This is a genomic window from Shewanella algicola (assembly GCF_014648035.1).
Taxonomy (GTDB): domain Bacteria; phylum Pseudomonadota; class Gammaproteobacteria; order Enterobacterales; family Shewanellaceae; genus Shewanella; species Shewanella algicola.
Window position 1 is genome coordinate 18,217 of record NZ_BMQI01000008.1, and the last position, 25,315, is coordinate 43,531.

General features: G+C 42.5%; 20 protein-coding genes. 11 read left to right on the top strand and 9 right to left on the bottom strand.

All coding sequences use genetic code 11. The annotated features are described in order from the left end of the window. Positions 1-18 precede the first annotated feature (18 nt). On the bottom strand, positions 19-2,397 hold the full coding sequence (locus IEY42_RS05015) for a PAS domain-containing protein (RefSeq protein ID WP_188924238.1): 2,379 nt from the start codon (positions 2,395-2,397) through the stop codon (positions 19-21). 3 nt (positions 2,398-2,400) lie between these two features. Further along, positions 2,401-2,808 carry a response regulator gene (locus IEY42_RS05020; protein WP_188924239.1) on the bottom strand — a complete coding sequence of 136 codons (408 nt, stop codon included), beginning with the start codon at positions 2,806-2,808 and terminating at the stop codon, positions 2,401-2,403. Between the two features lie 189 nt (positions 2,809-2,997). On the opposite strand from IEY42_RS05020, the gene IEY42_RS05025 reads away from it, so the two are divergent. Further along, positions 2,998-3,681 (top strand): Hpt domain-containing protein, encoded by a 684-nt coding sequence (locus tag IEY42_RS05025; protein WP_188924240.1) that lies wholly within the window; start codon positions 2,998-3,000, stop codon positions 3,679-3,681. A 426-nt stretch (positions 3,682-4,107) separates the two neighbouring features. After that, positions 4,108-4,443, top strand: a complete 336-nt coding sequence (locus tag IEY42_RS05030; RefSeq protein WP_188924241.1) for a hypothetical protein — start codon at positions 4,108-4,110, stop codon at positions 4,441-4,443. Between the two features lie 324 nt (positions 4,444-4,767). Here IEY42_RS05030 and IEY42_RS05035 read toward each other — a convergent pair whose 3' ends face one another. Both IEY42_RS05035 and IEY42_RS05040 read right to left on the bottom strand, forming a co-directional pair. Next, positions 4,768-6,702 (bottom strand): Ig-like domain-containing protein, encoded by a 1,935-nt coding sequence (locus IEY42_RS05035; RefSeq protein ID WP_188921404.1) that lies wholly within the window; start codon positions 6,700-6,702, stop codon positions 4,768-4,770. Positions 6,703-7,524: 822 nt separating this feature from the next. After that, entirely contained in the window at positions 7,525-9,174 is a 1,650-nt protein-coding gene (locus IEY42_RS05040) for a cytochrome c3 family protein (RefSeq protein ID WP_188924242.1), read from the bottom strand. Positions 9,175-9,776: 602 nt separating this feature from the next. Here IEY42_RS05040 and yddG point away from each other — a divergent pair. After that, positions 9,777-10,688, top strand: coding sequence for an aromatic amino acid DMT transporter YddG (yddG, locus tag IEY42_RS05045; protein WP_188924243.1), 912 nt, complete (start codon positions 9,777-9,779; stop codon positions 10,686-10,688). Positions 10,689-10,752: 64 nt separating this feature from the next. Here the strand turns inward: yddG and IEY42_RS05050 are convergent, their stop codons facing one another. Genes IEY42_RS05050 through IEY42_RS05060 form a run of 4 tightly spaced genes read right to left on the bottom strand, consistent with a single transcriptional unit; the run spans position 10,753 to position 15,294 of the window. Next, entirely contained in the window at positions 10,753-12,150 is a 1,398-nt protein-coding gene (locus tag IEY42_RS05050) for an efflux transporter outer membrane subunit (RefSeq protein WP_188924244.1), read from the bottom strand. 2 nt (positions 12,151-12,152) lie between these two features. Then, on the bottom strand, positions 12,153-14,096 hold the full coding sequence (locus IEY42_RS05055) for a MacB family efflux pump subunit (RefSeq protein WP_188924245.1): 1,944 nt from the start codon (positions 14,094-14,096) through the stop codon (positions 12,153-12,155). Between the two features lie 3 nt (positions 14,097-14,099). Next, positions 14,100-14,486 (bottom strand): permuted SH3 domain-containing protein, encoded by a 387-nt coding sequence (locus IEY42_RS22775; protein WP_229779925.1) that lies wholly within the window; start codon positions 14,484-14,486, stop codon positions 14,100-14,102. A 16-nt stretch (positions 14,487-14,502) separates the two neighbouring features. After that, positions 14,503-15,294 carry an efflux RND transporter periplasmic adaptor subunit gene (locus IEY42_RS05060; protein WP_229779926.1) on the bottom strand — a complete coding sequence of 264 codons (792 nt, stop codon included), beginning with the start codon at positions 15,292-15,294 and terminating at the stop codon, positions 14,503-14,505. A gap of 329 nt (positions 15,295-15,623) precedes the next feature. On the opposite strand from IEY42_RS05060, the gene IEY42_RS05065 reads away from it, so the two are divergent. From IEY42_RS05065 to IEY42_RS05085, 5 genes are all read left to right on the top strand, one after another. Next, positions 15,624-16,826, top strand: coding sequence for a multidrug effflux MFS transporter (locus tag IEY42_RS05065; protein ID WP_188924246.1), 1,203 nt, complete (start codon positions 15,624-15,626; stop codon positions 16,824-16,826). Between the two features lie 96 nt (positions 16,827-16,922). Continuing rightward, positions 16,923-17,732 carry a regulatory protein RecX gene (locus tag IEY42_RS05070; RefSeq protein ID WP_188924247.1) on the top strand — a complete coding sequence of 270 codons (810 nt, stop codon included), beginning with the start codon at positions 16,923-16,925 and terminating at the stop codon, positions 17,730-17,732. A 165-nt stretch (positions 17,733-17,897) separates the two neighbouring features. After that, positions 17,898-18,278 carry a lactoylglutathione lyase gene (gene gloA / locus IEY42_RS05075; protein ID WP_188924248.1) on the top strand — a complete coding sequence of 127 codons (381 nt, stop codon included), beginning with the start codon at positions 17,898-17,900 and terminating at the stop codon, positions 18,276-18,278. Between the two features lie 13 nt (positions 18,279-18,291). Beyond that, positions 18,292-19,392: an alkene reductase gene (locus IEY42_RS05080; protein WP_188924249.1), complete on the top strand. Its 1,101-nt coding sequence runs from the start codon at positions 18,292-18,294 to the stop codon at positions 19,390-19,392. A gap of 180 nt (positions 19,393-19,572) precedes the next feature. Then, on the top strand, positions 19,573-20,475 hold the full coding sequence (locus tag IEY42_RS05085) for a DMT family transporter (protein WP_188924250.1): 903 nt from the start codon (positions 19,573-19,575) through the stop codon (positions 20,473-20,475). A gap of 64 nt (positions 20,476-20,539) precedes the next feature. Here the strand turns inward: IEY42_RS05085 and IEY42_RS05090 are convergent, their stop codons facing one another. Next, positions 20,540-21,391, bottom strand: a complete 852-nt coding sequence (locus tag IEY42_RS05090) for a mechanosensitive ion channel family protein (protein ID WP_188924251.1) — start codon at positions 21,389-21,391, stop codon at positions 20,540-20,542. 380 nt (positions 21,392-21,771) lie between these two features. Here IEY42_RS05090 and hyaA point away from each other — a divergent pair, with 380 nt between their 5' ends. From hyaA to cybH, 3 genes are read left to right on the top strand one after another with little or no spacing between them, the layout of a single operon-like run. Beyond that, a complete protein-coding gene (gene hyaA, locus IEY42_RS05095; RefSeq protein ID WP_188924252.1) occupies positions 21,772-22,908 on the top strand; it encodes a nickel-dependent hydrogenase small subunit in 1,137 nt (378 codons plus the stop codon). Between the two features lie 2 nt (positions 22,909-22,910). After that, complete coding sequence (gene hyaB / locus IEY42_RS05100; protein ID WP_188924253.1) at positions 22,911-24,614, top strand: nickel-dependent hydrogenase large subunit; 1,704 nt, start codon at positions 22,911-22,913, stop codon at positions 24,612-24,614. Between the two features lie 30 nt (positions 24,615-24,644). Then, positions 24,645-25,310 (top strand): Ni/Fe-hydrogenase, b-type cytochrome subunit, encoded by a 666-nt coding sequence (gene cybH / locus IEY42_RS05105; RefSeq protein WP_188924254.1) that lies wholly within the window; start codon positions 24,645-24,647, stop codon positions 25,308-25,310. The last annotated feature ends 5 nt before the right edge of the window (positions 25,311-25,315 follow it).

Below are 25,315 nucleotides of genomic sequence, written 5' to 3' on the forward strand. Positions count from 1 at the left end.
CTTGGATTTGTTATTTTACTATTTTGCTATGGGCAGACGAACATAAAACCTGGCGCCACTGCCAAACTCAGATTCGTACCCAATGTTGCCCTGCATGGCTGCTGTGAGTTCTTTACACAAGGCAAGGCCTAAGCCTGTGCCGCCTTTTGCTTTTGAGCTACTGGCGTCTGCTTGTGAGAACTTTTCAAAAATTCTGCTTTTAAAATCATCTGGAATGCCTGAGCCATGGTCTTGTACGGCTATTTCAATGTCGTTGTCTATAACCGTTGCCGACAAGGTGACACAACCTTCTTTGGGTGAAAACTTTACCGCATTTGATAAAAAGTTAGTCAAAATTTGCAGCAGGCGATGTTCGTCCACATACAGTGCACTTTGATGCAGTTGCTCATCCATTTGCAGCGCGAGCGTAATATTATGTTGTTGAGCGTAGGGTTGGTGATCGTCTATGGCTCTTTGCAGTAGTGGCACAATATTGAGTTTTTTCATTTCAAATTGCATTTTGCCTGCGGCCAGTTTGTCGATATCTAATAAGTCATTAATGAGTCTGCTCAGTTGCATACAATTACTGCTGGCAATATCCATGAGCTTTTGAGCTTTTTCAGGCAAGGTGATGATTTTGCCCGATTGCAATAAGTTTAATGCACCATTAATAGAGGTGAGTGGTGTACGCAGCTCATGACTCACGGTTGAAATAAAATCATCTTTCACTTTTTGTAATTTCATTCTGTCGGTGATGTCTTGCACTGAGCCTATCATGACTAAATCGGGATTTTGGTCTTCTGATACCAGCTGGCCAAGCTCATGTACCCAGCGCACTTCGCCGTTAGGGCGAATAATTCTGTGTATGACGTTATGAATACCGGTAATGCGCGCTTGCTGCTCACTTTTTTCGACTATATCGATATCATCTGGGTGAAGCGCGCTTTTAAAGAAGCTGATACTGGGGTCAATGTCTTGTTCATCTAGGCCAAAGATTTGATAAATGATTGGCGACCACCATAAGGTACCGAGCTTTAAAGAAGCCTGCCAATACCCTATTTGCGCTTGTTCGCTGGCCAAATCGAGGCTTTGCTGTGCAACATTGAGCTGTTGGTTAAGCTCTTCGAGTTGAAGGTAATGTTTTTTAGTTTCGGTGATATCTTGAATGTAGCCATGCCATAAGGTACTGCCATCTTCCATTCTCTCGGGGGTGGCACTGCCTGATAACCATTTAAACGCGTTATTGTCACTTGATACGCGATATTCAATCTCCCATAGGCTGAGGTCTTCAATTGAGCGCTGAATGCTGCTTACTAACAGGCCTAAATCATCTGGATGAATTTTCTCAAAAGCATTTGTGGCATCGGTGCGTACTTCTTCGGGGGTAACGCCGTAAATATCTTTAATGGCGGTACTGGCATAAGGGAATGCGCTTCGCCCGTCTGGCCAGGATTGATATTGATAAACCACACCAGGTAGCTGTTGAGTTAATTTATACAATTGATCGCGGCTTTGTTGTAAGGCTATTTCACTCAATTTTTGTTGGGTGATGTCGGCATGGGTACCAAACATCATTAAGGGTTGGCCGTCGGCTGTGTAAGAGATGACTTTGCCTTGGTCATGCACCCAAACATAATGTCCTTGCTTGTGTTTCATGCGGCATTTATCGTTAAAAAATGGCGTTTTACCCTTTAGGTGATCTTCTAATTTAGCATCTGAGTCGGCTAGATCATCAGGATGCAGCATGCTTAACCAGGTGTCGATCGTAATGGGCTCTAACTCTGCAAGCGTGTAGCCCATAATCTCAGCCCAGCGTTCGTTAAGTACGGTTTCCCCCGTTTGAATATTCCACTGCCAGGTGCCTATTCGAGTACCTTCGAGTACCGAACGATACATTTCCTCTCTTGCCGCAAGTTGCTCGTGGGCGTGTTCTTGTAGTCTGTCTTGAATTTCTTGTTCAATCGTTTTGCCAATTTCGGTGGCTATTTGGCGTTCTTTGTCGGTAAATTGCCGTGGTTTGCTGTCGATAAAACACAGGGTGCCAATGTTTTCACCGTTACTGACGAGTGGCACGCCTGCATAAAAGCGAATAAAGGGTGCATTGAGCACTAATGGATTGTCGGCAAAACGGTTATCGAGTTGGGCATCGGCCACTTCAAAAATGCCCTCTCCCAAAATCGTATGGCCGCAAAATGAAATATCTCGGCCTGTCTCACAGACATCGAGCCCTTGTTTAGATTTAAACCATTGTCTGTCGCCATCGACTAATGACACTAATACAATGTCAGTGCCTAAACACAGTTGGGCTAAATGGGTTAAGCGATCAAAACGTTGCTCTGGCTGAGTGTCTAATAAACCCGTTTGTTGTAATGCGTTAAGGCGACTTGGTTCATTTGACGGAAATGTTGGGGTTTGCATGAGTTACTCCGTGACATCACTGTCTGGCGATGCAAGATAAGCTTGGTAAATAGTTTCAAGCCTATCGCCTAGGCTCATTGCATCAAACGGTTTTTCAATGACCGCTACAGCACCTGCGTCTAAATATTGTTGTTTTTCGGCTTGCTGAATGCGCGCGGTCATAAATACAATCGGGGTATGTTGGCAGTGTGGTTTTTTTCGCAGTTCAATTAATGTTTGTAAGCCATCCATGCCTGGCATCATGGCGTCGAGTAAAATTAACTCTGGGGTAAATGTGTCGACTTTGGTTAAGGCATCTTGCCCGCCATCACAAGACACTAGCGTTAACCCAGATAAATCGACTAGGGCCATTTTCACGATCACACGAATAGATTCATCATCTTCTACGTGTAAAATTTTATCTAACTGCATTTGGGCTCCTGTGCGGTTGGCTTAGCTCTTATAGACCCTAATATTGTATTATAATTGTTAATGAAGCAAACTAAGCCATTGAATAAATACATTGATATTGCCAAAAGCTTCCACGGATTTAACAATTAACTCATGGTAAATAGTAAAGATAATGATGAACAGCCTCCTGCAGCTAAGGGTCTCGATACAATGACAACCACTCACAAAGTCGGTACTGAGCTGTCGGTTAGCGGTGTAAAGCCTACAACATTAGCCGAATTGCTTAGCCCTTTTGCCGGTAATGAGGCTTTTTATCGCCGCTTGATTGCCATTTTTGAAAAAAACCTCAGCCTACAACTGCTCGATATTAAGCAACTGGCTGCACAGCGCAATATGAGCGAGTTATTAGTGTTAATACATACGCTTAAAGGCACAGCAGGGACAACAGGCCTGGCTTCGCTTCATCTGGCTTTACATGATTGGGAGCGTAAATTAACCGAGCTTGATACCACTACAGAGGCCACTCGCTGTTACGCCAATGTAGGCCAACATATTGCCGATATTGCCCATGCCGAACTTGCCCATATCCACGCGCTGTTAGCCACCTCAGCGCTGGAGAGTCCCTTAGCAAAAACAGAGCAATCTACTGAGACACTTTCTCTTGTACAGCTCACTGATGAGCTTGATGTACTTCATCAGCATTTACTGCGAGGCAATCTTAATGCTGTTGATTATTGCCAGGCACTGCAAGCAAAGCTGGCTGTTAATAGTCCACTTGCAAACGATTTAACTATCGATTTAACAATCCTTTGCGACACCATTGAAGAATTAAATTTTGACGATGCTTTAATACGCTTATCTGCACTGGCGGCAACGATTAAATCACAAGGATAAAATAACAGTGCAAAATAACATAAAACAAGTCAGCTCATTACCCAGCGACATCATCGTTAACGCGGAACAATTTGTGATCGTTTATAAAAAACGCATGTTTTGGTATGTCATCCCCGCGTTTAGTTATTTTTTAATGCCTGAGTCCTTAGGGCCTGTTGATCTTTCAAGGTTGTTTTTGCAGCGAATTGTTGGCCACTTTTACAAGGCAGAGACTTCGAGGTGTAGTTATTCTACATGAAAAGTCGATAACGCAGTAAAAATGACCAACAAACGCTGCCCGAAGGGTTCGGCTAAAAACGTTTTACTCTTTGTTGAATGAATTTTGCTTAGATGACTAGGCATCAATCCATTCGCCTCGATTAACACGTTTTTAACTCGAACAAAATTTAACCTGCAAAGATCGACAGGCCCTATATATTAGCGGTTATGTTACTTGGTGGGCTTTATGCTTATGTCTTTTTCTTTTCTAGTATATCTCGGTTACTTTGGCGCTTTGACCGTGTTTTATGGTGTCAGCTGTTTATCTCTTTAGCCATAGGCTTGGGCGCGATTGTCTTTTTGCGGCTGTTTGATCTGACACATTGGCTAATACATTCTGTGGGCTTTGTACCCGATGGCGAGGTTAAGCACATTTTTGCGATTATTGCGTTTACGCCTTTGGTGGCGGCCTATGTCGACTCCTTTAAAAAAGTGGAATTAGCCTTTTATAAATCCAAGGGATACAACTATATCGGACTGTTAGGTAATCTTAATGGTATGTAGATGGTGACTGTAGGTGTAGCCATCTACATCAAAGTCATTTGAAATCGTAATGGGGTTTGTGACATAGCCCCAAAGGGCGAATTTATCAGTGAGGTCTTCTTTATTAGCCTTTCTTAACATAGCGCACTATGCCCTCAAAAGGCTGCCTCGAATACCTCACTGATAATTTTCGCTAAAAAAGCACATTCTAATGCGGATTGGTATAACTTTGGACTTTTAGGCAATCTTAATGGTATGTAGATGACGGATGAATATTGTAAATAGAAATGCCACTCAAGTTGCTTGAGTGGCATTTTGGGTTAACTTACTTGTGAGTATTTTTACTTAATCATTGATATCACTTAAAATCTTAAAGGCTTCTAAGCGTTTTTCACCTTCGACTAATTTTGCACGCTCTTCATCAGTGAATACACCCGGTGTTGGGAATTCATCTGTATGACAGCTTGAACAAGCATTGGGCATAATATCAAACTTAACACAGCCTACAACGTTGATTGGGTAATTGAAGTTGTCGTAGCATAAGTCTTTAATCGCCTGAATACTCTCCCAATCTTTGGTTAATTGCGCATCAGGATCTGCACCCACTTCAGTATATGGGCGGAGTTCATCAAATCCTTTAAGTGAATCTGTTGGTGTTAATAAATCCCAAGAGTGTGAGGTTCCATCATAACGATGTCCGCGACCACCAGCATGTTTCATCCAAGGCATATGACAATCAGCACACTTAACATCTACCTGATTATGAGAAGCCAGTTTATGATCATCGCTGTCTTTTTCTGCATGACAACTTATACATAATGCATCTGAGTCTTCATCACCATTAAATTTGAGTTTCTGTGAATGCGGATCATGACAAGTTACACAAGACATTCCATATTCACCGTGCTTAGACTCTTCAAGTTCTAATGCGTGTGTTCTGATATGACGGCGAATGGTGGTTCCTGGCCAATAACTCACATTGTCTGATGAAGAACCTTGGAATTCGTCAAGATTGTCACCAGGGTTTGGAAACATACCATGTCCTAATGGATTGTCAGCATTGAATTTATAACCGTAACCTTTTTGGATAGCTGCAGGACTGTTTAATGAAATAGGTGCAATATGACATACGTTACATTCATCGCCAGCTTGCTCACCGGTAAGATCTTTCGTAGGTTGAATAATGTCATCAGGGCTCATAGTGCGCGCATGTTCAGCCCCAGGGCCATGACATTTTTCACAGGCGATACCAAATTCAACGGTTTTACTGGTGTTGTCAATTGGGATAACGCGATTACCAAATGCCGTGTCTTTAATTTCCCAACTGGTGACTTCATAACCTGTTGTATGGCACTCAATACATAAGTTGGTATACCCAAAGGCACGCTTACTTAACTCAAGTTTATCGCCTGTAAATAAGCTTCCATCTGAGTTAAAAAAGAATATCCCACTCGTTAGAGGCGTCCATTGATTCTCTGGTGATGGTTGCTTGGGGTTACTGTCTTCCCAATCCCAATAAATGAATGGCATGGTGATGTAGTTTTGATTAGCTTCATCCCAACTTAAAAACATTTGCGTTGTTTTGTAGCCAACTACATCAATTTGAAAGTCGAGATCATTACTACTGTCTATAGCGTCATGTAAGGTTACCCAGTATTTATCACCCTTCATGTAAGACGTGTATTTATGATTTCCACTGTCTGTAAACGTAAATGGTTCGTCTTCTGTTCCCCAAGGCGCGGTTATGGTGTTGCCATCGCTATAGAGTTTTCTGAGCATTGATGCGTGACGTGACTCTTCCCAATCATCATATTTTTGTTGGTGACATGTAGCACAGGTTTCTGCCCCAGCATACTCACCACGGCTAATAGCCACATTTTCATCCGCTTTGTCTAAAATGGTAATCGTAATTGTAGACGACGACTCTAGTGCGCTATCACTAATGGTGTAGTTAAATACTTTGTCACCGACTTCATCAATTGGTGCAGTGTAACTGATAATATTACCGTCAATAATGAGCCCTTCTGCAGAGGTGATTGAGAGCGTGTCATTTTCAGGGTCTGTGTCGTTAGCAAGAGCATCAATGGTGATGGTTTCACCTTGAGTTACGGTCGCTATGTCAGGATAGGCTTGGGGACTTTGGTTCGTTGTCGGGGTTGTTGGAGTTGTAGGTACTGTCGGTTCTATCACAGTAGTGTCATTATTATTGTCTGAACCACATGCCGATAATATGAGGCATATTGTTGTGGTTAACAGCATTGGTTTAATTTTTTTATTCATCATCGTTCCTAAAGTTCACCATTTAATATAACTCGCAATGTAAACTGCTAAAAAAAGGTTGCAGAAATCCATCGCATTTATATTTAGCGATTATTTAAAGGTATATTCTAATATTTTATTTACAACATGTAGTACAGTTTACGCGATACATTCTCCGTCTTATTCAATTACACTTAGCATCCACTAAAAACTTATTCATAAGTAATTAACATAATTCATTTTAAAGCTTACACCACATTTTGAACGATTGCTCATAATTGTTGACGCTAAATACCTATTTAGTGATACTCATCAACTTTACAGACTAGAACGAGCGTTCAGCCTGAAAAGTCATTAGTAAGCCAACACATGATAAATTAACCATAAGCCATTGTTTAAAAAACAATAAAAATTATTTTTATATAAGGTAATTTATATAGCGCAATACCGAAAAGATAATTACGTCACCAGAATTAAGAAAGACTAATACACCCAAACATTGATTAGATTTATTGATTTTAAAGGCTCAAAAACCTTAATGTTGATTATAAATTAAGTAAATATAATTCTTAAATTTTGTCATGAGTTGAATCTAACATTAAATGAGTCTATTTTTACATCACAAAAAACAAATTGAAATACATCTTATTGACCGAACATAATTAAAAAACTAACCAGAATAATTTGATTTATTTTTATTGCCATTCACAACAAAACAATTAGTTTGACACCGCAATATTGGCAAGCTGGATTTCATTTGTTATTCAAATACAAAAATGCCACTCACATTATATGAGTGGCATTTTTTAATCTTGTTTGCTTGTTAATTGCAGCTTAATCGTGCTACTTAGTCAGCTTTTTAAAGGCTTCTAGACGTTTCTCACCTTCAACCAATTTTGCACGCTCTGCATCAGTGAATACACCGGGCGTTGGGAATTCATCGGTATGACAGCTTGAACACGCATTGGGCATAATATCAAACTTAGCACAACCTACGACGTTGATTGGGTAATTGAAGTTGTCGTAGCATAACCCCTTAATAGCTTCAATTTTTTGCCAGTCTTTAGTTAGCTGTGCGTCAGGATCTGCGCCCTTTTCTGTGTATGGGCGTAACAGGTCAAATCCTTTTAACGAGTCTGTTGGTGTTAATAAGTCCCATGAGTGCGATCTGCCATCGTAACGGTGACCACGTCCACCCGCATGTTTCATCCATGGCATGTGACAATCGGTACATTTAACATCAACAGCATTGTGCGCGTTGAGTTTGTGTGCGTCGCTGTCTTGTTCTGCATGGCAACTGCTGCATAAATTATCGCTGTCTTGTTCGCCGTCAAACTTAAGCTTTTGTGAATGAGGATCATGACATGTTACACAGGTAAAGCCTGCGGCGCCGTGTTTTGATTCTGCTAACTCTAGGGCGTGAGTTCTAATTTGGCGTCTAATTTTGGTACCTGGCCAGTAACTTACGTTGTAAGCGGCTGAACCTTGGAACTCTGTTAAGTCGTCTCCGACATTGGGAAACATACCGTGACCTAATGGGTCGTTATGATTAAATTTGTAACCATAGCCTGTTTGAATCGCTGCAGGGCTGTTTAACGATACTGGCGCGATATGACATACATTGCATTGATCACCCGCTTTTTCGCCGGTGAGATCGTTAATGGGTTGAATAATGTCATCCGCTTTTTGAGTGCGCACATGCTCTGCCCCAGGACCGTGACATTTTTCGCAGGCGATGCCCATTTCAACAGTCTTACTGGTATTGTCGATAGGGATAACGCGGTTACCCAATGCCGTATCTTGCACTTCCCAACTACTTACCTCAAAACCTGTGGTATGGCATTCCATGCAAAAGTTGGTAAAACCAAAGGCGCGCTTACTGAGTTCAAGTTTGTCACCGGTAAATAGACTACCGTCTGCATTGTAAAAGAATATACCGCTGGTTAATGGGGTCCATTGGCTATCTGGAGACGGTTGTTTAGGGTTACTGTCTTCCCAGTCCCAATAAATGAAAGGCATGGTAATGTAGTTTTGATTGGCTTCGTCCCAACTTAAAAACATTTGCGTGGTTTTGTAGCCAACCACATCGATTTGAAAGTCTAAATCGTTTTGACTATTTATCGCATCATGCAACGTTACCCAGTATTTATCGCCTTTCATATATGAGGTGTATTGATGATTGCCGCTGTCTTTAAAGGTAAGTGGTTTTTCTGCTGTGCCCCATGGCGCGGTAATGGTATTGCCATCGGTGTAGAGCTTTCTTAACATGCTGCCATGTCGCGAGCCTGCCCAGTCGTTGTATTTTTGTTGATGACACGCGCCGCAAGCTTTGGCACCTGCATATTCGCCGCGACTGATGACGTCCATAACCGGAGGGTGTGTCGGTGTTGCCGAGTTTGCTTTAGGCGTTTGATCATTACTTTGGGCATTAAATGAAGATAATATTAAGCATATTGTGCTGGCTAACAATATGGGGTTAATTATGTTGTTCATCATTTCATCCTAAAAATCATGTTAAGTATTATTAGGCCAACACTTATTTATTTTACAAATCTGAATATTGTAGATAAATGTTATTGCCAGCTAATATGCTTGTTTAATATTGTTCATCGCCTATGTGTACTCACTTCGATTAATGCTTGTTTAATTAAACATAGATCAGTGAACACATAAGATACTGTAAATTGATTTTATAATAGATTTTGAACATACGCTCATATATAGCCCGTTTTTATACCTAATTAGTGATGCCAATCGGTATTTTTTCTACAGTGAGCACTCAGGCAAGCGCTGAGCAGACATAGTCGTTTGCAGGTCTCATATTGGAAAAGGTTCCATAATTCAACACGATCCGCATTACGAAATCATACCGCCAAAAGCTAATGTTAAAGTGAGTTTTACACCGACAAGCCGTGTTGAGGAACATTATCCAAAGACATGAGAACAGGCCCTAAACAATATCATTTATTATTCTGTTTATTATTTTATTACATCGGGTTTACTTGAAATAAATAACATCACTTATATAGGTTGCATCTATCTGTTTTTACAGTGATAGTGTCTCTTTGAGTCGGCAAGTTTAATTATTGGGTGTTATGTCTATTACGGGTGAAAAAAAGTACACTTTATATGGTGTGATTGCGATTTTATTGTGGAGCAGTGTCACTGCGTTTATACGAGACTTGTCTGAACTGTTTAGCCCTATTGCGGGTGCGGCAATGTTGTATAGCGTGAGCACAGTGTTTTTAATGTCGGTGATGGGTGTGCCTAAAATGGGTGCGTTCCCTAAAAAGTATCTATTGATTGGTGGCAGTTTATTTGTCACTTATGAAATATGTTTAGCGTTGTCTTTAGGCATGGCTAACAGTCGCCATCAAGCAATGGAAATGGCGATCATTAATTACTTATGGCCAGCACTGACCATATTATTGAGCGTTATGCTGAGCCGTAAACAAGTCAGTGGGTTGATATACCCCAGTGTTTGTATCGCATTTATAGGTGTAGCCTGGTGTATTGCCGGTGACAAAGGCATTTCAGTTGATATTTTATTGGCCAATATTGCCGATAACCCGCTGACCTACTTTATGGCGTTTTCTGCAGCCTTTATTTGGGCGATTTATTGTGTTGTGACTCAAAAAATAAGTCAGGGGAAAAATGCCATTGTGCTGTTTTTTGCGGTAACGGCCATCACTTTGTGGGTGCAGTATTTTTTCAGTAATGAGCCGAGTATTCAGTTTAAAGCATCATCTGCTGCGACACTGATATTGGCTGGCATTGTAATAGGCTCTGGTTATGCCTTGTGGAATCAAGCTGTGATTGGCGGCAATATCATTTTATTAGGCACCTTGTCGTATTTTACTCCGGTATTTTCAACGGTGTTTGCCTCTGTGTATTTATCTATTTCTCTCACCGGATCATTTTGGCAAGGCGTAGCATTAGTGACGCTAGGCTCACTGATGTGCTTTTGGGTGACACGTCATAAAAAACCGCTGGCGAAAAACCAATAAACAGTAAAAAAGCACGCTGATGCGTGCTCTTAGTTAACCTGAATGCTGATTTCATTTACTCAGTTTATTGATCCTGTACCGCTGGAGCAATATCACTGCCGCCAAGGGCTTGGTATAACGTGGCTTGGGCGCTGAATAGATTGTAGCGGTTGGCTAATAACGACACTTCGGCGCTGCGCTGGGTTTCTTGTGAATCTAACCAGTCTTGAATACTGACTGCACCATGGCGGTATTGGCTGGCGTAAATCTGCTCCGCAGCTGTGGCTGCTTGATATTGCTCACGTAACTTTTGTGCTTGATATTGATAATGTTGCCGTGCAGAAATCGCGTTATCGACTTCTTGAAAGGCGTTGTACAAGGTTTGCCTATATGTCACAACAGCGGATTGCACATCAACGGTGGCAAGCTCTTTATACAATTGCATTTCATTCCATTGCACAAATGGCAATAGTAAATTTGCTCCCAGCGTACCAATGGGGTTTTGCAATAACTCTTTTAGCTCTGTTGATGATGTTCCTAACGTGCCAGAAAGTGACAAGGTAGGTAAGTAACCGGCAAATGTGGCATCTTTTGCTGAATAAGCAGATTTAAGTTCATACAGTGCCGATTTCACATCTGGCCTGCGAATTAACACATCGGCAGGAATACCTGCTGCAATGCTAGGCAGTTCAGCGTCGGGCAATTGTTTGATATTAATGGCCATTTTTTCTGGCGGTTGGTTAAACAATATGGCCAGTGCATTTTGCGCTTCAACGAGTTGCTGCTCAAGTTCGCTATGGCTTGCCTGTTGCCCAGCTAAGCTGCGTTTTGCCTCAAATACGTTGAGCTGCGACACCGAACCAGAACGATATTGACGCTCTGCTAGATCATAAGTTTGCTGGGCATAATCAATACTATTTTGACTAAGAGTAAGGCTTTGTTTTAGGTAACCAATTTGCCAATACAATATGGCCGTGGTGGACACTAAGCTTTGGGCGGTGCTTTCTCTGTCTTGTTCGCTCGCTAAACTGGCCCATTTAGCTGCATCCATATCGGCAGAAACTCGGCCCCATAAATCCAGTTCGTAACTGAGCGATAATTTAGTGCCATATTCGCTTGTGCTAGCTCCACCCTCTAGAGGCTTTGTTGTAGCACCATTTACGTTAGCATTAATTTGTGGGTAACTTTGTGTATCGGTTAAGCCAGCTTGCAGCCTTGCGCGACGCAATGTTAACGTCGCGAGCGCTAAATCATTATTAGTTAATAGCACTTGCTCGATAAGCTGGTTAAGCTCTGGGTTGTTAAAGCGTTGCCACCAGGGGTCGAGTTTAACTTGCTGATTAACGCTAACACTTTGCCAACTATCAGGAATGCTAACATCTGGCGGCGTAAAATCAGTGTGAGTAAAGCTACTGCAGGCGGTAGTGAGCGACATGCACAGAGCAATACTTGACAGTTTGAGTGTAAAACTTGGGTTTATCATTATTATTCTCTCGCTAACGCATCAACGGGGTCGAGCTGTGCCGCATTGCGTGCTGGTAAAAAGCCAAACAAAATTCCAATTAACGTTGAGCAGGCAAATGCAGCGACAATCGATGCGGTAGAGTAAATCATTTGGAAACTCCCGCCGGTAAAGGCAAAGATTTGGCCAATTAAGTAGGCAAGCCCGATCCCAACAGCACCACCACACAAACACACCAAAACAGCCTCAATTAAAAATTGAAGTAATATATCGCTTTGTCTTGCTCCCACGGCCATACGCACACCGATTTCTCGAGTACGTTCGGTAACAGACACCAACATAATGTTCATTACCCCAATCCCGCCAACGATCAGCGAAATAACCGCAATGGCTGAGATAAGCAATGTCATGGTTTGGGTGGTTTTTTCGATACTTTCTCGAATTGTATCCGTATTAATGGTGTAAAAGTCTTCGGTTCCGTGGCGCATTTTTAATAATGCAATTATGCCTTGTTCTGCAGCACTACTTGACGCAGATTCATTGATCCTCACAGTAATACTGTCAAGATATTGTTGACCGACCATACGAGCAGATACCGTTGTATAAGGAACCCAAACATTGAGTGAGTCACTGATACCAAACGCACTTTCTTGGGCTTTGGTTACACCAATAATACGCACGGGTAAGTCATTGAGAAAAATCACTTTACCGATGGCTGAACTATCAGAAAACAACGACTTACGTGTGTTGTCATCAATCACAGCTTGCTGTGCCATCTCAGTTTCGCTGGTGTCATCCCAAAATTGGCCGTCCGCTAATGAATATCCACGTACTCTAAAATACTCAACCCCCACACCACTGAAACTCGCTGAAACGGCTTGATTGCCATAACGAATAGTGCCCGCGCTACTAATTGAAGGTGTAACACTGTCAACATAGGGCAATACTTTAAGTGATTCACTGTCTTGAGCCGTTAAGGTTCTGATTTTGGCCGCACGTCTGTCGCCAAAACCGCTACCAGATCGAACATCGATAGTGTTAGTTCCCATCGCACTGATGTTTTCAAGCACGGATTGTTGCGAACCGGCTCCAAGTGCCACCACAGAAACCACAGATGCAATACCAATAATAATGCCAAGCATGGTTAAAAAAGTACGTAATCGATGCGATAGCATGGCGATTAATGCCATTTTAAAGGCTTCGATGTAACGGTCCAAGTTTAACCATGAGGTAATGGACGTGCTTACCTCTGGCAACGCTTTATGTGGTGTTGACTGGTTATTTTCAACATCACGAATAATAACACCATCTTTAAGTTCAATTATTCGGTCAGCAAAATTGGCAACGTCCATGTCGTGGGTCACTAAGATAATAGTGTGACCATCTTGATGAAGCTCTCGCAGCAAGTTCATCATCTCTTTACCGCTATGGCTATCAAGTGCCCCCGTTGGTTCGTCGGCTAAGATAACGTCGCCACCATTCATCAGAGCTCGCGCCACACTGACACGTTGTTGTTGTCCACCACTGAGTTGGCTAGGTTTATGGTCAAGTCGATCAGCAAGGCCTAAACGTGACAATAGAGCTTGGGCACGCTGAGTGCGTTTCTTTTTCTCTTTACCAGCATAAATGGCTGGGATTTCAACATTACCGACCGCATCAAGATCGCCTAATAAGTGATAACGCTGAAAGATAAAACCAAAATGTTCGCGGCGTAATTGCGCTAATTGGTCAGCATCCATGGTGGAAGTATCTTGGCCATTAATGAAATATTGACCTTTAGACGGTTTATCTAAACAGCCTAAAATATTCATTAAGGTGGATTTTCCCGAACCTGATGCTCCTACGATGGCCACCATTTCGCCACGTTTAATGTCGAGATTAATGTCATTGAGAACGGTGAGTTGTTGCTCGCCCGCACTAAAAGAGCGGTAAACACCTGAGATATTAAGTAAAGAAGATTCATTCATAACTTAAAATCCCATCGGTGGACGGCGATTGCCTCTACGGGTACTAAAAGTATCGGTTGAGCCTCCTGTGCCGAGTATAATTTGATCGCCTTCTTCAAGCCCTTTCGTAATTTCGGCATTCACTTTATTGTTGATCCCAACAGTGACATTACGATATTCAATTTCATCATTGACTAAAACCGGTACCCTAAAGCCAGATCTTTTCCCATGATTAGGTTGCAGTATTTGCGATGGCACTAAAATCACATCTTCGCCCTGCTCAAGAATAATAGAGACTTGCGCGGTCATACCAATACGCAAAATACCGTCAGGGTTTTCTACATCAAACAGCCCATTATAATAAATAGCATCTGTATCACTTGAGGTCATGTTGCTATCGTCGCCATCCATAATGGTCGGCCCTGGTTCAATGGCGCGTAAGGTCGCGTTGAAACGCTTTTTTTGGCTGACCCAAAATGGTAAAGTAGACCGCTTGCCCAGGTTTAACCTTAATCACATCGGCTTCAGAAATTTGTGCTTTTACCGTCATTTTAGTTAAGTCAGCTAGCTCAACGATGGTTGGAGTTGATTGAGATGAGTTAACAGTTTGCCCCACTGTGACAGCGGTATAGACCACCATGCCGTCCATTGGGGCTTTAATGGTGGTATAGCCAAGGTTTAGTTGTGCGCTTTCTACACTGAGTTTGACCTGTTCTTGTTGAGCCTTTAGCTGGTCGAGTTCAGCTAGATATACCAATAGCGTAGCTTGCGCTGACTCATAATCTGCTTTTGAGCTCGCATTGTCGGCTAACATCGCTTTTTGGCGATTAAATTCTTGTTGAGCTAGGTTTATCTGCGCTTGCTTTGCTCGGTATTGAGCTTCATTACTTGTGAGTGAGGCAAGGGCTTCTTTCAAGGTATTTTGCTGAGTTAAACTGTCAATTTGAGAAATTAACTCACCTTGTTTTACCTGCTGACCTAGTGCGACAGGTAAATTGATAATTTGGCCAGAAGCCTGCGCGCCTACACTCACCAATTTAGACGCTTGCAGCATGCCGTTAGCCAACACACTGTTTTCAATATCACCACGGCGAACCGACTCAGTGGCATAACTTGGTGCAGGGCTGCCGCCGTTTAAGGCAAAAAAAGCACCGCCTGAAATAATCAACACGATTGCAATAATCACGATAATCAGTTTTTTTCTACTGGTTTTTTTCATGTTTGAGTCACATCCACAGGTATAACATGGGTTAATTACAATGAGTAATTTTGATCGTTAACACATCAAAAATGTTCAAGGTTTAACGTGATGTTTTTGACGCTAGGCATTTAGCGTATTATTTTGATGAGATAATGTTACATGCCGAGTTGTAAAACTATGTCTGCACAACGTAATTGTATGTAAATATGGAAGTAATAATCTGTTTTTGAATTATAAGTTTGTTTGCCAGTAAGCCACTCAAGTTAACCCTGTCTTACCCCCCCAATGCGGTATCATAAACAGTCGATATGTACTGCTACTGAATTGCAATCAAATGGAGTAAAAGTTTGAACGTTAAACAGCCCGTGTTAGGCCCGTCTGGGACATTATTTTTTTTGGTAATTGTTAGCGCATTTCCGCCGTTAACGACGGACCTGTATTTACCGGCCTTGCCTACGATGGTCGAGATGCTCAATACCACCCAAACCATGGTTAACCTTACCCTGAGTGTTTACTTTGTCACGTATGCGCTGGGCTTATTATTTTGGGGGCCATTAAGTGAAAAGTTTGGCCGTAAACCCATTATGTTGCTCGGTTTAGGGATTTATGTGGTGGCCAGTATGCTGTGTGCAATGGCAAACAATGTTGAAATGCTGATTAGCGCGCGGCTAGTACAAGCTTTTGGTGGCAGCGCGGTCACTGTGGTTGCAACTGCTATCGTTAAAGACTTATATGATGGTCGTGAGCGCGAAAAAATTATGGCGACAATTATGTCGTTAGTGATTATTGCACCTATGGTTGCGCCTGTGCTTGGGGCTTTTTTACTCAAAATTGGCTCATGGCATATGATGTTTATTGCACTGGCGATTTTTGGCGCGTTATCGACAGTGTTGGCCTGTGGTTTTCGTGAAACCATAGAGCAACGCTATACCGGCTCAGTATTACGCTCATGGGGCCGACTCGCGGTAGTGTCAAATAACCCCCGATTTATCTCGCTACTGCTCATTTTCACCTTGCCACCGATGACGTTGATGTCGTTTTTAGCCGCCGGTTCATACATTTATATCGACGGTTTTGGTTTATCGGAACAAACCTTTAGTTATGCGTTTGCCTTTAATGCATTTTTTGCCTCATTTGGCCCCACCATTTACATCAAATTGTCTAACCGAGTTAAGGTCAGCAACATTATTAGTGTGTGTTATTTGATTTTAATGTTTATTGGCGTGCTCACTTACAACATAGGCCACTTATCGCCTTGGTTATTTGCCTGCCTAGCCGCCCCAGCAACATTAATGGTAATTGTAACTCGTGTGCCTGGGATTAACTTAATGCTAGAGCAACAAACCAGTGACACAGGTTCTGCAGTCGCGGTGATCCAGTTTTGTTCTATGATGGCTGGCGCAATTGGAATGACCTTGGTGACATTGCATCCAGATAATTTAATCCACAGTTTGGCGATCATTCAATTTAGCATTGGCGCCTTAGCCAGTATTATGTGGTATTTGGCTAAAAACAAAGCTTATGTTGTTGATCATCTTACAACACCATAAACGAGAATAAGACGAGATGTCGATGTGCAACTAACCTATGCCACATTCTGCTAGAATGTGGCTAAATTAACTATCACTCTATCATTACACACTATTATGCAGCGCCCTCCACTTCGACAAGCCAAAACCATTGATAATGTTTTCAATAGTGCTTATTGGCATTTAAGCCAGCAGGATTTCACCATTAATGAAATCCGCAGCAAACTTGAACGCAAAACCGATAACCAACAATGGATTGACACAGTGTTAGCCAGGTTAATTGAAGGCGGTTATGTCAAACAAGATGTTGATTTTGCCGTGCGCTATTGTGAACTGGCGTTTAGCAATGAAATGGGCGCTGGCGCAATTAAGCGTAAGTTACAACAACGCGGCATTGCTATTAATGATATTGAACACGCTATTGAGCAAGTGATGGAAGCGCAGCAAATAGATAGCTATGCCATGGCCGCGGCTAGGTTACTCAATAAGTACGATCATTTTGAGGCCACCAGCAAAGAGAAAGTGTACGCACAAATGACTACAAAAGGCTTTTCGCGGGCCGAAATTGATCACGCCTTAGCCCAACATCCACAGCGTGATGGCTTGCGATCAAAATTGGCCATTAAAGCGGACAAAGCTGACCTATCCCGAGAGATCATCAAACTGTTCAATAAAGGCAAAGGCAAAACCCTCATTTTGCAAGAGCTCAAACAACGGCTGATTGATGTGACTGACTTTGAAGACACTGTGTATCAACTCAGTTTATCTGATGACATCGATTTTTATCAAAGCTGTAAAAACGAGCTGGCCAAAAAGCGTTATAACCTCACAGATTATAAAGAAAAATCGAAAGCTTATGCTTATTTATCACGTAAGGGATTTAGCAGTGATGAAATTAAAGAAGCGATGATGATTGATGATGAATAGTTCACCTAGTTACGTTTTAGTACCACTGCATGTTGATAACATAAATTTATTAAACTGATAAGAAATCATAATTTAATGTTTTCTCGTCTTGGATGTACATTGCAGAATTGATATTCATTCGCTAACGCAATGTATTGCGTTGGTTGATGCCAGTGAGAGAAAAATATGAAATTTTTGCACACTATGCTTCGTGTTATCGATCTTGATAAGTCGATTGCCTTTTACACCAAAGTGCTCGGCATGAAAGTGTTACAACGAACCGAAAACACTGAATGCCGTTATACCTTAGTATTTGTTGGTTATGACGATATAAACAGCGGTACTACCATTGAGTTAACGTATAACTGGGACACTCACCAGTATGATAAAGGCAATGCGTTTGGGCATATCGCCCTTGGCGTTGAAGACATTTATAGCACCTGTAACGAGATTAAAGCCCGTGGCGGCAGCGTCACCCGCGAACCAGGGCCGGTAAAAGGTGGCACGACCCACATCGCCTTTATCGTCGATCCTGATGGCTACCAAATCGAACTTATCCAAATTTAGTAAGGAATACCCAATGTCAGATACATTATTTCAACCGATTGAACTGGGCCATTTAACCTTAAAAAACCGTATTGTTATGCCGCCAATGACTCGCTCGCGCGCCACGCAACCGGGCAATGAAGCTAACGATATTATGGCCACATATTATGCGCAGCGTGCATCTGCAGGTCTTATTGTTGCTGAAGGCACACAAATTTCAGCCATGGGCCAGGGTTATGCTTGGACACCTGGGATTTACAGTGCTGCGCAAATTGCTGGTTGGAAAAAAGTCACTGAGGCTGTACATGCAAAAGGCGGCACCATTTTCGCCCAACTTTGGCATGTTGGCCGCGTGACTCACCCTGATAACATTAACGGCGAACAGCCTATTTCGTCGTCTGCGCTTAAAGCTGAAAATGTAAAAGTGTTTGTGGATGATGGAGCAAATGCGCCAGGTTTTGTTGATGTAGTGATGCCACGCGCCATGAGTAAAGCCGATATTGACCATGTAGTCGATCAATATCGCCAGGCAGCGCTCAATGCCATAGAAGCAGGTTTTGATGGTATTGAACTCCATGCTGCAAACGGTTATTTAATTAATCAGTTTATTGACTCAAATGCCAATAATCGCACCGATGAATATGGCGGCAATGTTGAAAACCGCCTGCGTTTTCTTGCTGAGGTAGTGACTGCAGTATCAGAAGCCATTGGCGCTGAACGTGTTGGCGTACGTCTTGCGCCGTTTACCTCGCTCAATGGAACGGTTGATGCTAACCCAGTTGAAACCTATGTCGCTGCAGCTGCACTGCTTAATAAGCTCAATGTGGTTTACATTCATTTTGCTGAAGTGGATTGGGATGATGCGCCAGAAACGCCAAAAGGCTTTAAAAAATCCGTTAGAGCGGCATATAAAGGTACATTAATTTATGCGGGCCGATATAACGCACAAACGGCTGCACAAACCATTGAGGCGGGACTCGCTGATATGATTGGTTTTGGTCGTCCGTTTGTATCAAATCCTGATTTACCTACACGCATTAAACACGGTTATCCACTCGCAGCACATACGCCAGAGACATTATTTGGCGGCGCAGAAAAAGGCTTAACCGATTACCCTGAATACAGCCCAAGTTAATCAAGATGCTTAATTTATTGAGTTAACAGCTAAAAAACCAACATAGTTAACGGTTTAATAACAATGTAAATTAAGTCAATAAGCGGCTCTAATGAGTCGCTTATTTATTTTAGCTTTCGCTTATTTTTGTTAGTATTTGTCATTCCTCATTGCCCTGCCGTTAAATTGGAAAGTCATATTTTGTTTCACAAACAATCATACCGTGGTGAATTATTAATTTTGCTGGCGACGATGTTGGCCGGTATAGGCTGGATAGCCTCAAAGCTGGTGATTTTAGAAGTGCCTGGCGAAACCTTTGTTACCGCACGATTTTTACTGGCAAGCATCATTTTATTACCCTTTTGCTATAAACAAGTCTTCGCCTTAAGGCCTAAACAGCTATTGTCACTTTGCGCTGTGGGTGTTGTGTTAGCCGCCTCAATTGAAGTGTGGGTTTATGCGATTTCAATCTCTAATACTTTGTCTGTTGGGGCATTTATTATGAGTTTGGCGATGATCATTGCGCCATTTATTTCATGGATACTGTTTAAAGTGCGGCCACCTAGCATTTTTTGGCTTACGCTCCCTATTACCTGCATTGGTATTATGTTGCTGACCTTAACCGACGGTTGGGTCGTTGAAAGAAGCCAATGGTTTTTCTTATTGTCGTCGGTGCTGTTGTCGCTGCATTTTGTGTTAAATAAACAGGTATTAAACAGCGTTAAGCCGCTAACCTCCATTTGTGTGCAATTGTTTATGATCGGCGCTGTTGGCCTGATTGTGATGTTGATCGTCAGCCCTGAGAGTGCGAGTTTAAATAGCCACATTTTGTTTTGGTTTGCCGTATCAACCTTTGTTGCTACGTGTATACGCTACTTATCGCAAACCCTGGGGCAGTTTAGCGTTAAGATTGAAAAAGCCTCATTAATTATGCTTCTTGAACCCATTTGGACTTTGATCTTATCTGTTAGTTTTCTCGGAGAAGTAGTTGAAACTCAGAAGTTAATTGGTGGCGGGATCATCATTTTATCATTGTTCATTTACATCAAGTTCCAGAATAAACCATCCTTAACAAAATCTGTTGTGGTTTCTCAAAAATCTTAGTTATAAAAACGGCGATGAGTGGCTGACACTTATCGCCGTTTAGTTAATCTGTATACCGATTATCTTATGCGTGAGCTTGTGTACCAAATTGCTGGTGGTAGGCTTGCATAAAGTCTTGGCGGATTAAGGCATCTAACTCGATTGCCCGCTCGGTTGGGCAAAATATCATAATATGGACATTTTGCTCACCTGTAGCACCGCTGGTGACATGAATGTGCGGTTCACTTCCTGGCAAATCAACGCCTGCATGCTTTTCTATCACGCCGTTATAGCGTTTAGCGACTTCAATAAAGTCTTCACAATGATGGTCTATTTGTTCAATTAACGCCGGAAATAACGGGTATAAATTGTCAAATTTGGTCACGGTTATCGTAATGTGGTGATAAACATAGCGCTTTAAAAAGTTATGGTTTTTAACGGCATAAGTAAAAAACATGCTGTTAGGTAATGTCGCGGTTTTACCGGTGAAATGGTATTGACCATTTTGCAGATCGATTTCTTGAATGACGGTCGCCATTAAGTTGTGCTCAATTACCTGGCCATAAATGTTGCCGACTTCAATCCAATCGCCAATCACAAACGAACGTGAACTGGCGCGCTGAATCGAACCGGTAAAACACAAAATGATCTCTTTAGAGGCAATCACCAGGGCAATGGCAATGGCGGTCACTGATAAGGCAAATTTACTGACCTCGGTTTGCCACAACAAAAACAGTATCAATATGGTGAGTACAAATACGCCATTTTTAGTGCGTGACATCCATTTACGCTGCACATCAGATAAAAATGCAACGTCCCCTCGGATTGCCGTAATAATGACGTGTTTAATCAATGAAATAATGACGATGATTAGCGCCGTAAAAAATAATTTATGCTCAAAAAGAAAATCAATGACTAATGCTATGTTATCTGCCAAACCCACGCCCTATTTTGTTAAAAATTTATTAAAAAACGCTATGCCTTTGTAGGCGACACTTTATTGTCTATAACGTGAGAAAACAAGGTAATCGTCGCGCAAATATCGATTAGATCATGACAATAGATTCAATATTAGTCATATAACACCTTATCGAGATCACATTATGAGGCGATTATGAGATTGAGACAATTTGTCCATGTGCAAATTTGTTAACTTGATCAACATCATAAATTAGACGCAAATATAGAAATTATGTTAAGGAAATTTTGAACAAGTTGATTTACATCAAGGATGATTTTTAGCTGAGATTTAGTATTGATACTGATGGAATGCAATTATTTATTAGCCCTGCGCTAAATTAAGTAGAAGGTATCAACATGGACACACATGCAGCCCTTTATAAACAAGGCCAAGAGCGTCTTGATTATTTACGCCAATTTGCTCAACGTCAGCCTTTAACATTACAACAAAAAATGGCCGACCTTGGCATATCTCGCCGAGACTTCATTAAATGGACCGCTTCGGTCACCGCAATGTTAGCTCTCCCTTTACCCTTTAGTAATCTGGTGGCACAAGCCGCTGAATTAGCCGATCGCGTGCCGTTAATTTGGTTGCACATGGCTGAGTGTACTGGATGCTCTGAGTCGCTTATTCGTACCGACTCACCAAACCTTGACACCTTAATTTTTGATCATATCTCGCTTGAGTATCACGAGACCTTAATGGCCGCGTCAGGCTGGCAAGCTGAAGAAAACCTTGAGCATGCCTTAGAAACCTACAAAGGCCGTTATTTACTCGCCGTTGAAGGTGCGGTGCCTACAGCCAATAACGGGACGTTTTTAACCGTGGGTTGTAAGGGACACACTGGGCTGCATATTGTTAAAGAAGCCGCTAAAAATGCTGCTGCGATTGTGTCGGTAGGCACCTGCGCCGCATTTGGCGGTGTACAAGCTGCATCACCAAACCCAACGGGGGCAAAAGGGATTCATGAGGTGGTTGATAAAACCGTGATTAACCTAGGCGGCTGTCCACCGAGCGAGAAGAACATTGTTGGTACATTAATGTACTTCATCATGTTTGGGAAATTACCAGCACTAGACATGTTTAATCGTCCTAAATGGGCCTACGGTGCACGGGTGCATGACAACTGCGAACGTCGTGGTCGCTTCGATGCCGGTGAGTTTGTGGAAGAGTTTGGCGATGAAGGCGCTAAAGAAGGTTACTGCTTATATAAAGTGGGATGCAAAGGACCTTATACCTATAACAATTGCCCTACCGAGCGTTTTAATCATCACACCAGTTGGCCTGTTCTTGCGGGTCATGGCTGTATGGGCTGCTCTGAACCAAATTTTTGGGATGACATGGCGGACTTTGAAAAACCGCTAGGACGTCAACTTTTACACGGCATTGATGCCACCGCTGACACAGTTGGAGCGGTTATTTTAGGTGCGACCGTTGTTGGTATTGGCGCCCATGCAGTAGCTAGCGTATTTGCTAAGCCTTTGGAGGATTAATCATGAGTAAACGTGTCGTAATCGACCCAATCACACGTATCGAAGGCCATTTACGTATCGAGGTGGAAGTAGATGATAATAATGTTATCACTAAAGCCTGGTCATCATCGACCTTGTGGCGTGGTATTGAAGTGATTTTAAAAGGTCGCACACCGATGGACGTCGGTTTAATTGTGCAACGTATTTGTGGCGTGTGTACTTATTCGCATTATCGCTGTGGTACTGAGGCCGTTGAAAATGCCCTTGGGGTACAAATTCCACTTAATGCGAAATACTTACGTAGCTTAATGCAGTCATCACTATATATGCATGATCATATTGTGCATTTTTACCATTTACACGGCCTAGATTGGGTTGATGTGGTGTCAGCATTGAGCGCCGACCCAGCATTAGCGGCCAAAGTGGCGATGAATTATTCAGATGCGCCGATAGCTGCAGGTGAAGGTGAATTAAAAGCGGTACAAGCCAGAGTAAAAGGCTTAGTCGAAACCGGCAAGCTTGGCCCATTTGCCAATGCGTATTGGGGCAACAGCACTTATCGCTTTACGCCTGAGCAAAACCTTATTGCATTATCGCATTACTTAAAAGCACTAGAGGTTCAGCGTGTTGCGGCTGAAATGCTCGCCATATTTGGTGGCAAATCCCCTCACCCACAATCTATTATTGTCGGTGGTGTCACCTCAGTACGCGACATGTTAAGCCCTGCACGCTTGCAAGAGTGGAAACAAAAACACGCAATTGTACAAGACTTTATTGAACGTGCTTATCAAGCTGACATTGTGATGGCCGCAGAAGCGTTTGGCACTGAAGCCAGTGTGCTCGGCGGGGTTAACGTGAGTAGTTTCTTGTGTGGCGATGACTTTATTATGGCCGATGGTCAAAACTTGTTTAAGCAAGGGGTGATCATTAAAGGCGATTTAGCCAATGTGATGGATATTAATCCTGATTTAATCCGCGAAGATGTCACTCACGCCTGGTATAAAGCTGATGGTCCGCAGCACCCGTATGAAGGCACAACTATTCCGGATTACACCGGTTTTGTTGAGCGCGATACAGTTTATGGCAAGTTGCCGACAGTAGACGGCGATGGTAAGTATTCGTGGGTTAAGTCGCCTCGTTATCAAGATGAACCTGTTGAAGTGGGCCCGCTGGCCTGTTTGTTAGTGAACTACGCCCGTGGCAACCAAACTGTGGTAAATGCGGTTGATGGTTTATTGGCTCGTACAGGGTTACCGATTGACGCCTTGTTTACAACTTTGGGCCGAACCGCCGCACGCATGTTGCAAACAGTGTTAGTCGGCCAGGCTAGTTTAGTCACTTTTGACGCACTGTTGACCAATATTCAATCTGATGAATCAACCTACGTTAAACCCGAAATCGACCCTAACCAGGTATATGAAGGGTACTCGATGATTGAAGCGCCTCGCGGCATGCTTAGCCATTGGATACGAATTAAAGACGGTAAAGTTGAAAACTATCAAGCTGTGGTGCCCACAACCTGGAATGCTGGACCCGTTGATGCCCGTGGCAATATGGGACCTTATGAAGCATCGTTAATTGGCTTACAACTTGAAGATCCCACTAAGCCACTTGAGGTGATTCGTATTATCCACTCGTTTGATCCTTGTATGGCGTGTTCTGTCCATGTGATGGATTACAACAAACAAACGCTTGGCCAATTTAAAATTGATCCAAACGGATTTTAATTAGGCCAATGGATTAGGAGGGATAAAAGTATGGAACATATCGCAACCCACAATAGGAAGCTGATATTTACTCCGGCCATTCGCATATTTCATTGGCTACGAGCCTTGGCAATCTTGGTGTTAGTGATCACAGGGTTTTATATCTCGTGGCCATTTTTAGTGGCGCCTGAAAGTTCAGACGTGTTGGTGCAAGGCTGGATCCGCTTTGCCCATATCGTGTTTGGCTTTTTGCTCACCAGTATTACACTGGTACGTTTTTATTTGTTTTTCTTTAGCCGTAACAACATTGAAAGAAAATCATTTAAAGATGTTATGAGTGTGAACAGTTGGATTGTGCAACTTAAATCGTATTTCTGGATGGGCAATTTACACAAGTCAGGGGTGTATGGTCCATTGCAGTTTATGACTTATGTGGCGATTTCGTTTGCGGCTCTCATTGTTTGTATTACAGGCTTAGTGTTGTATGCCAATGTATATCACTTAGGTGTAGGAGGTTTACTCGGTGGCGTATCTGATTGGCTAACGGCTTTATGCGGTGGCCTTGCTAATTTACGGACTTTTCATCATTACTTAACATGGGCGTTTATCATCTTTGTGGTGATCCATGTGTATATGGCGGTGTGGTCTGGCATTCGCTTTAAACATAACTCTGTCGACTCAATCGTGTCCGGTTACGACTACCATAAGGATCACTAATTAGC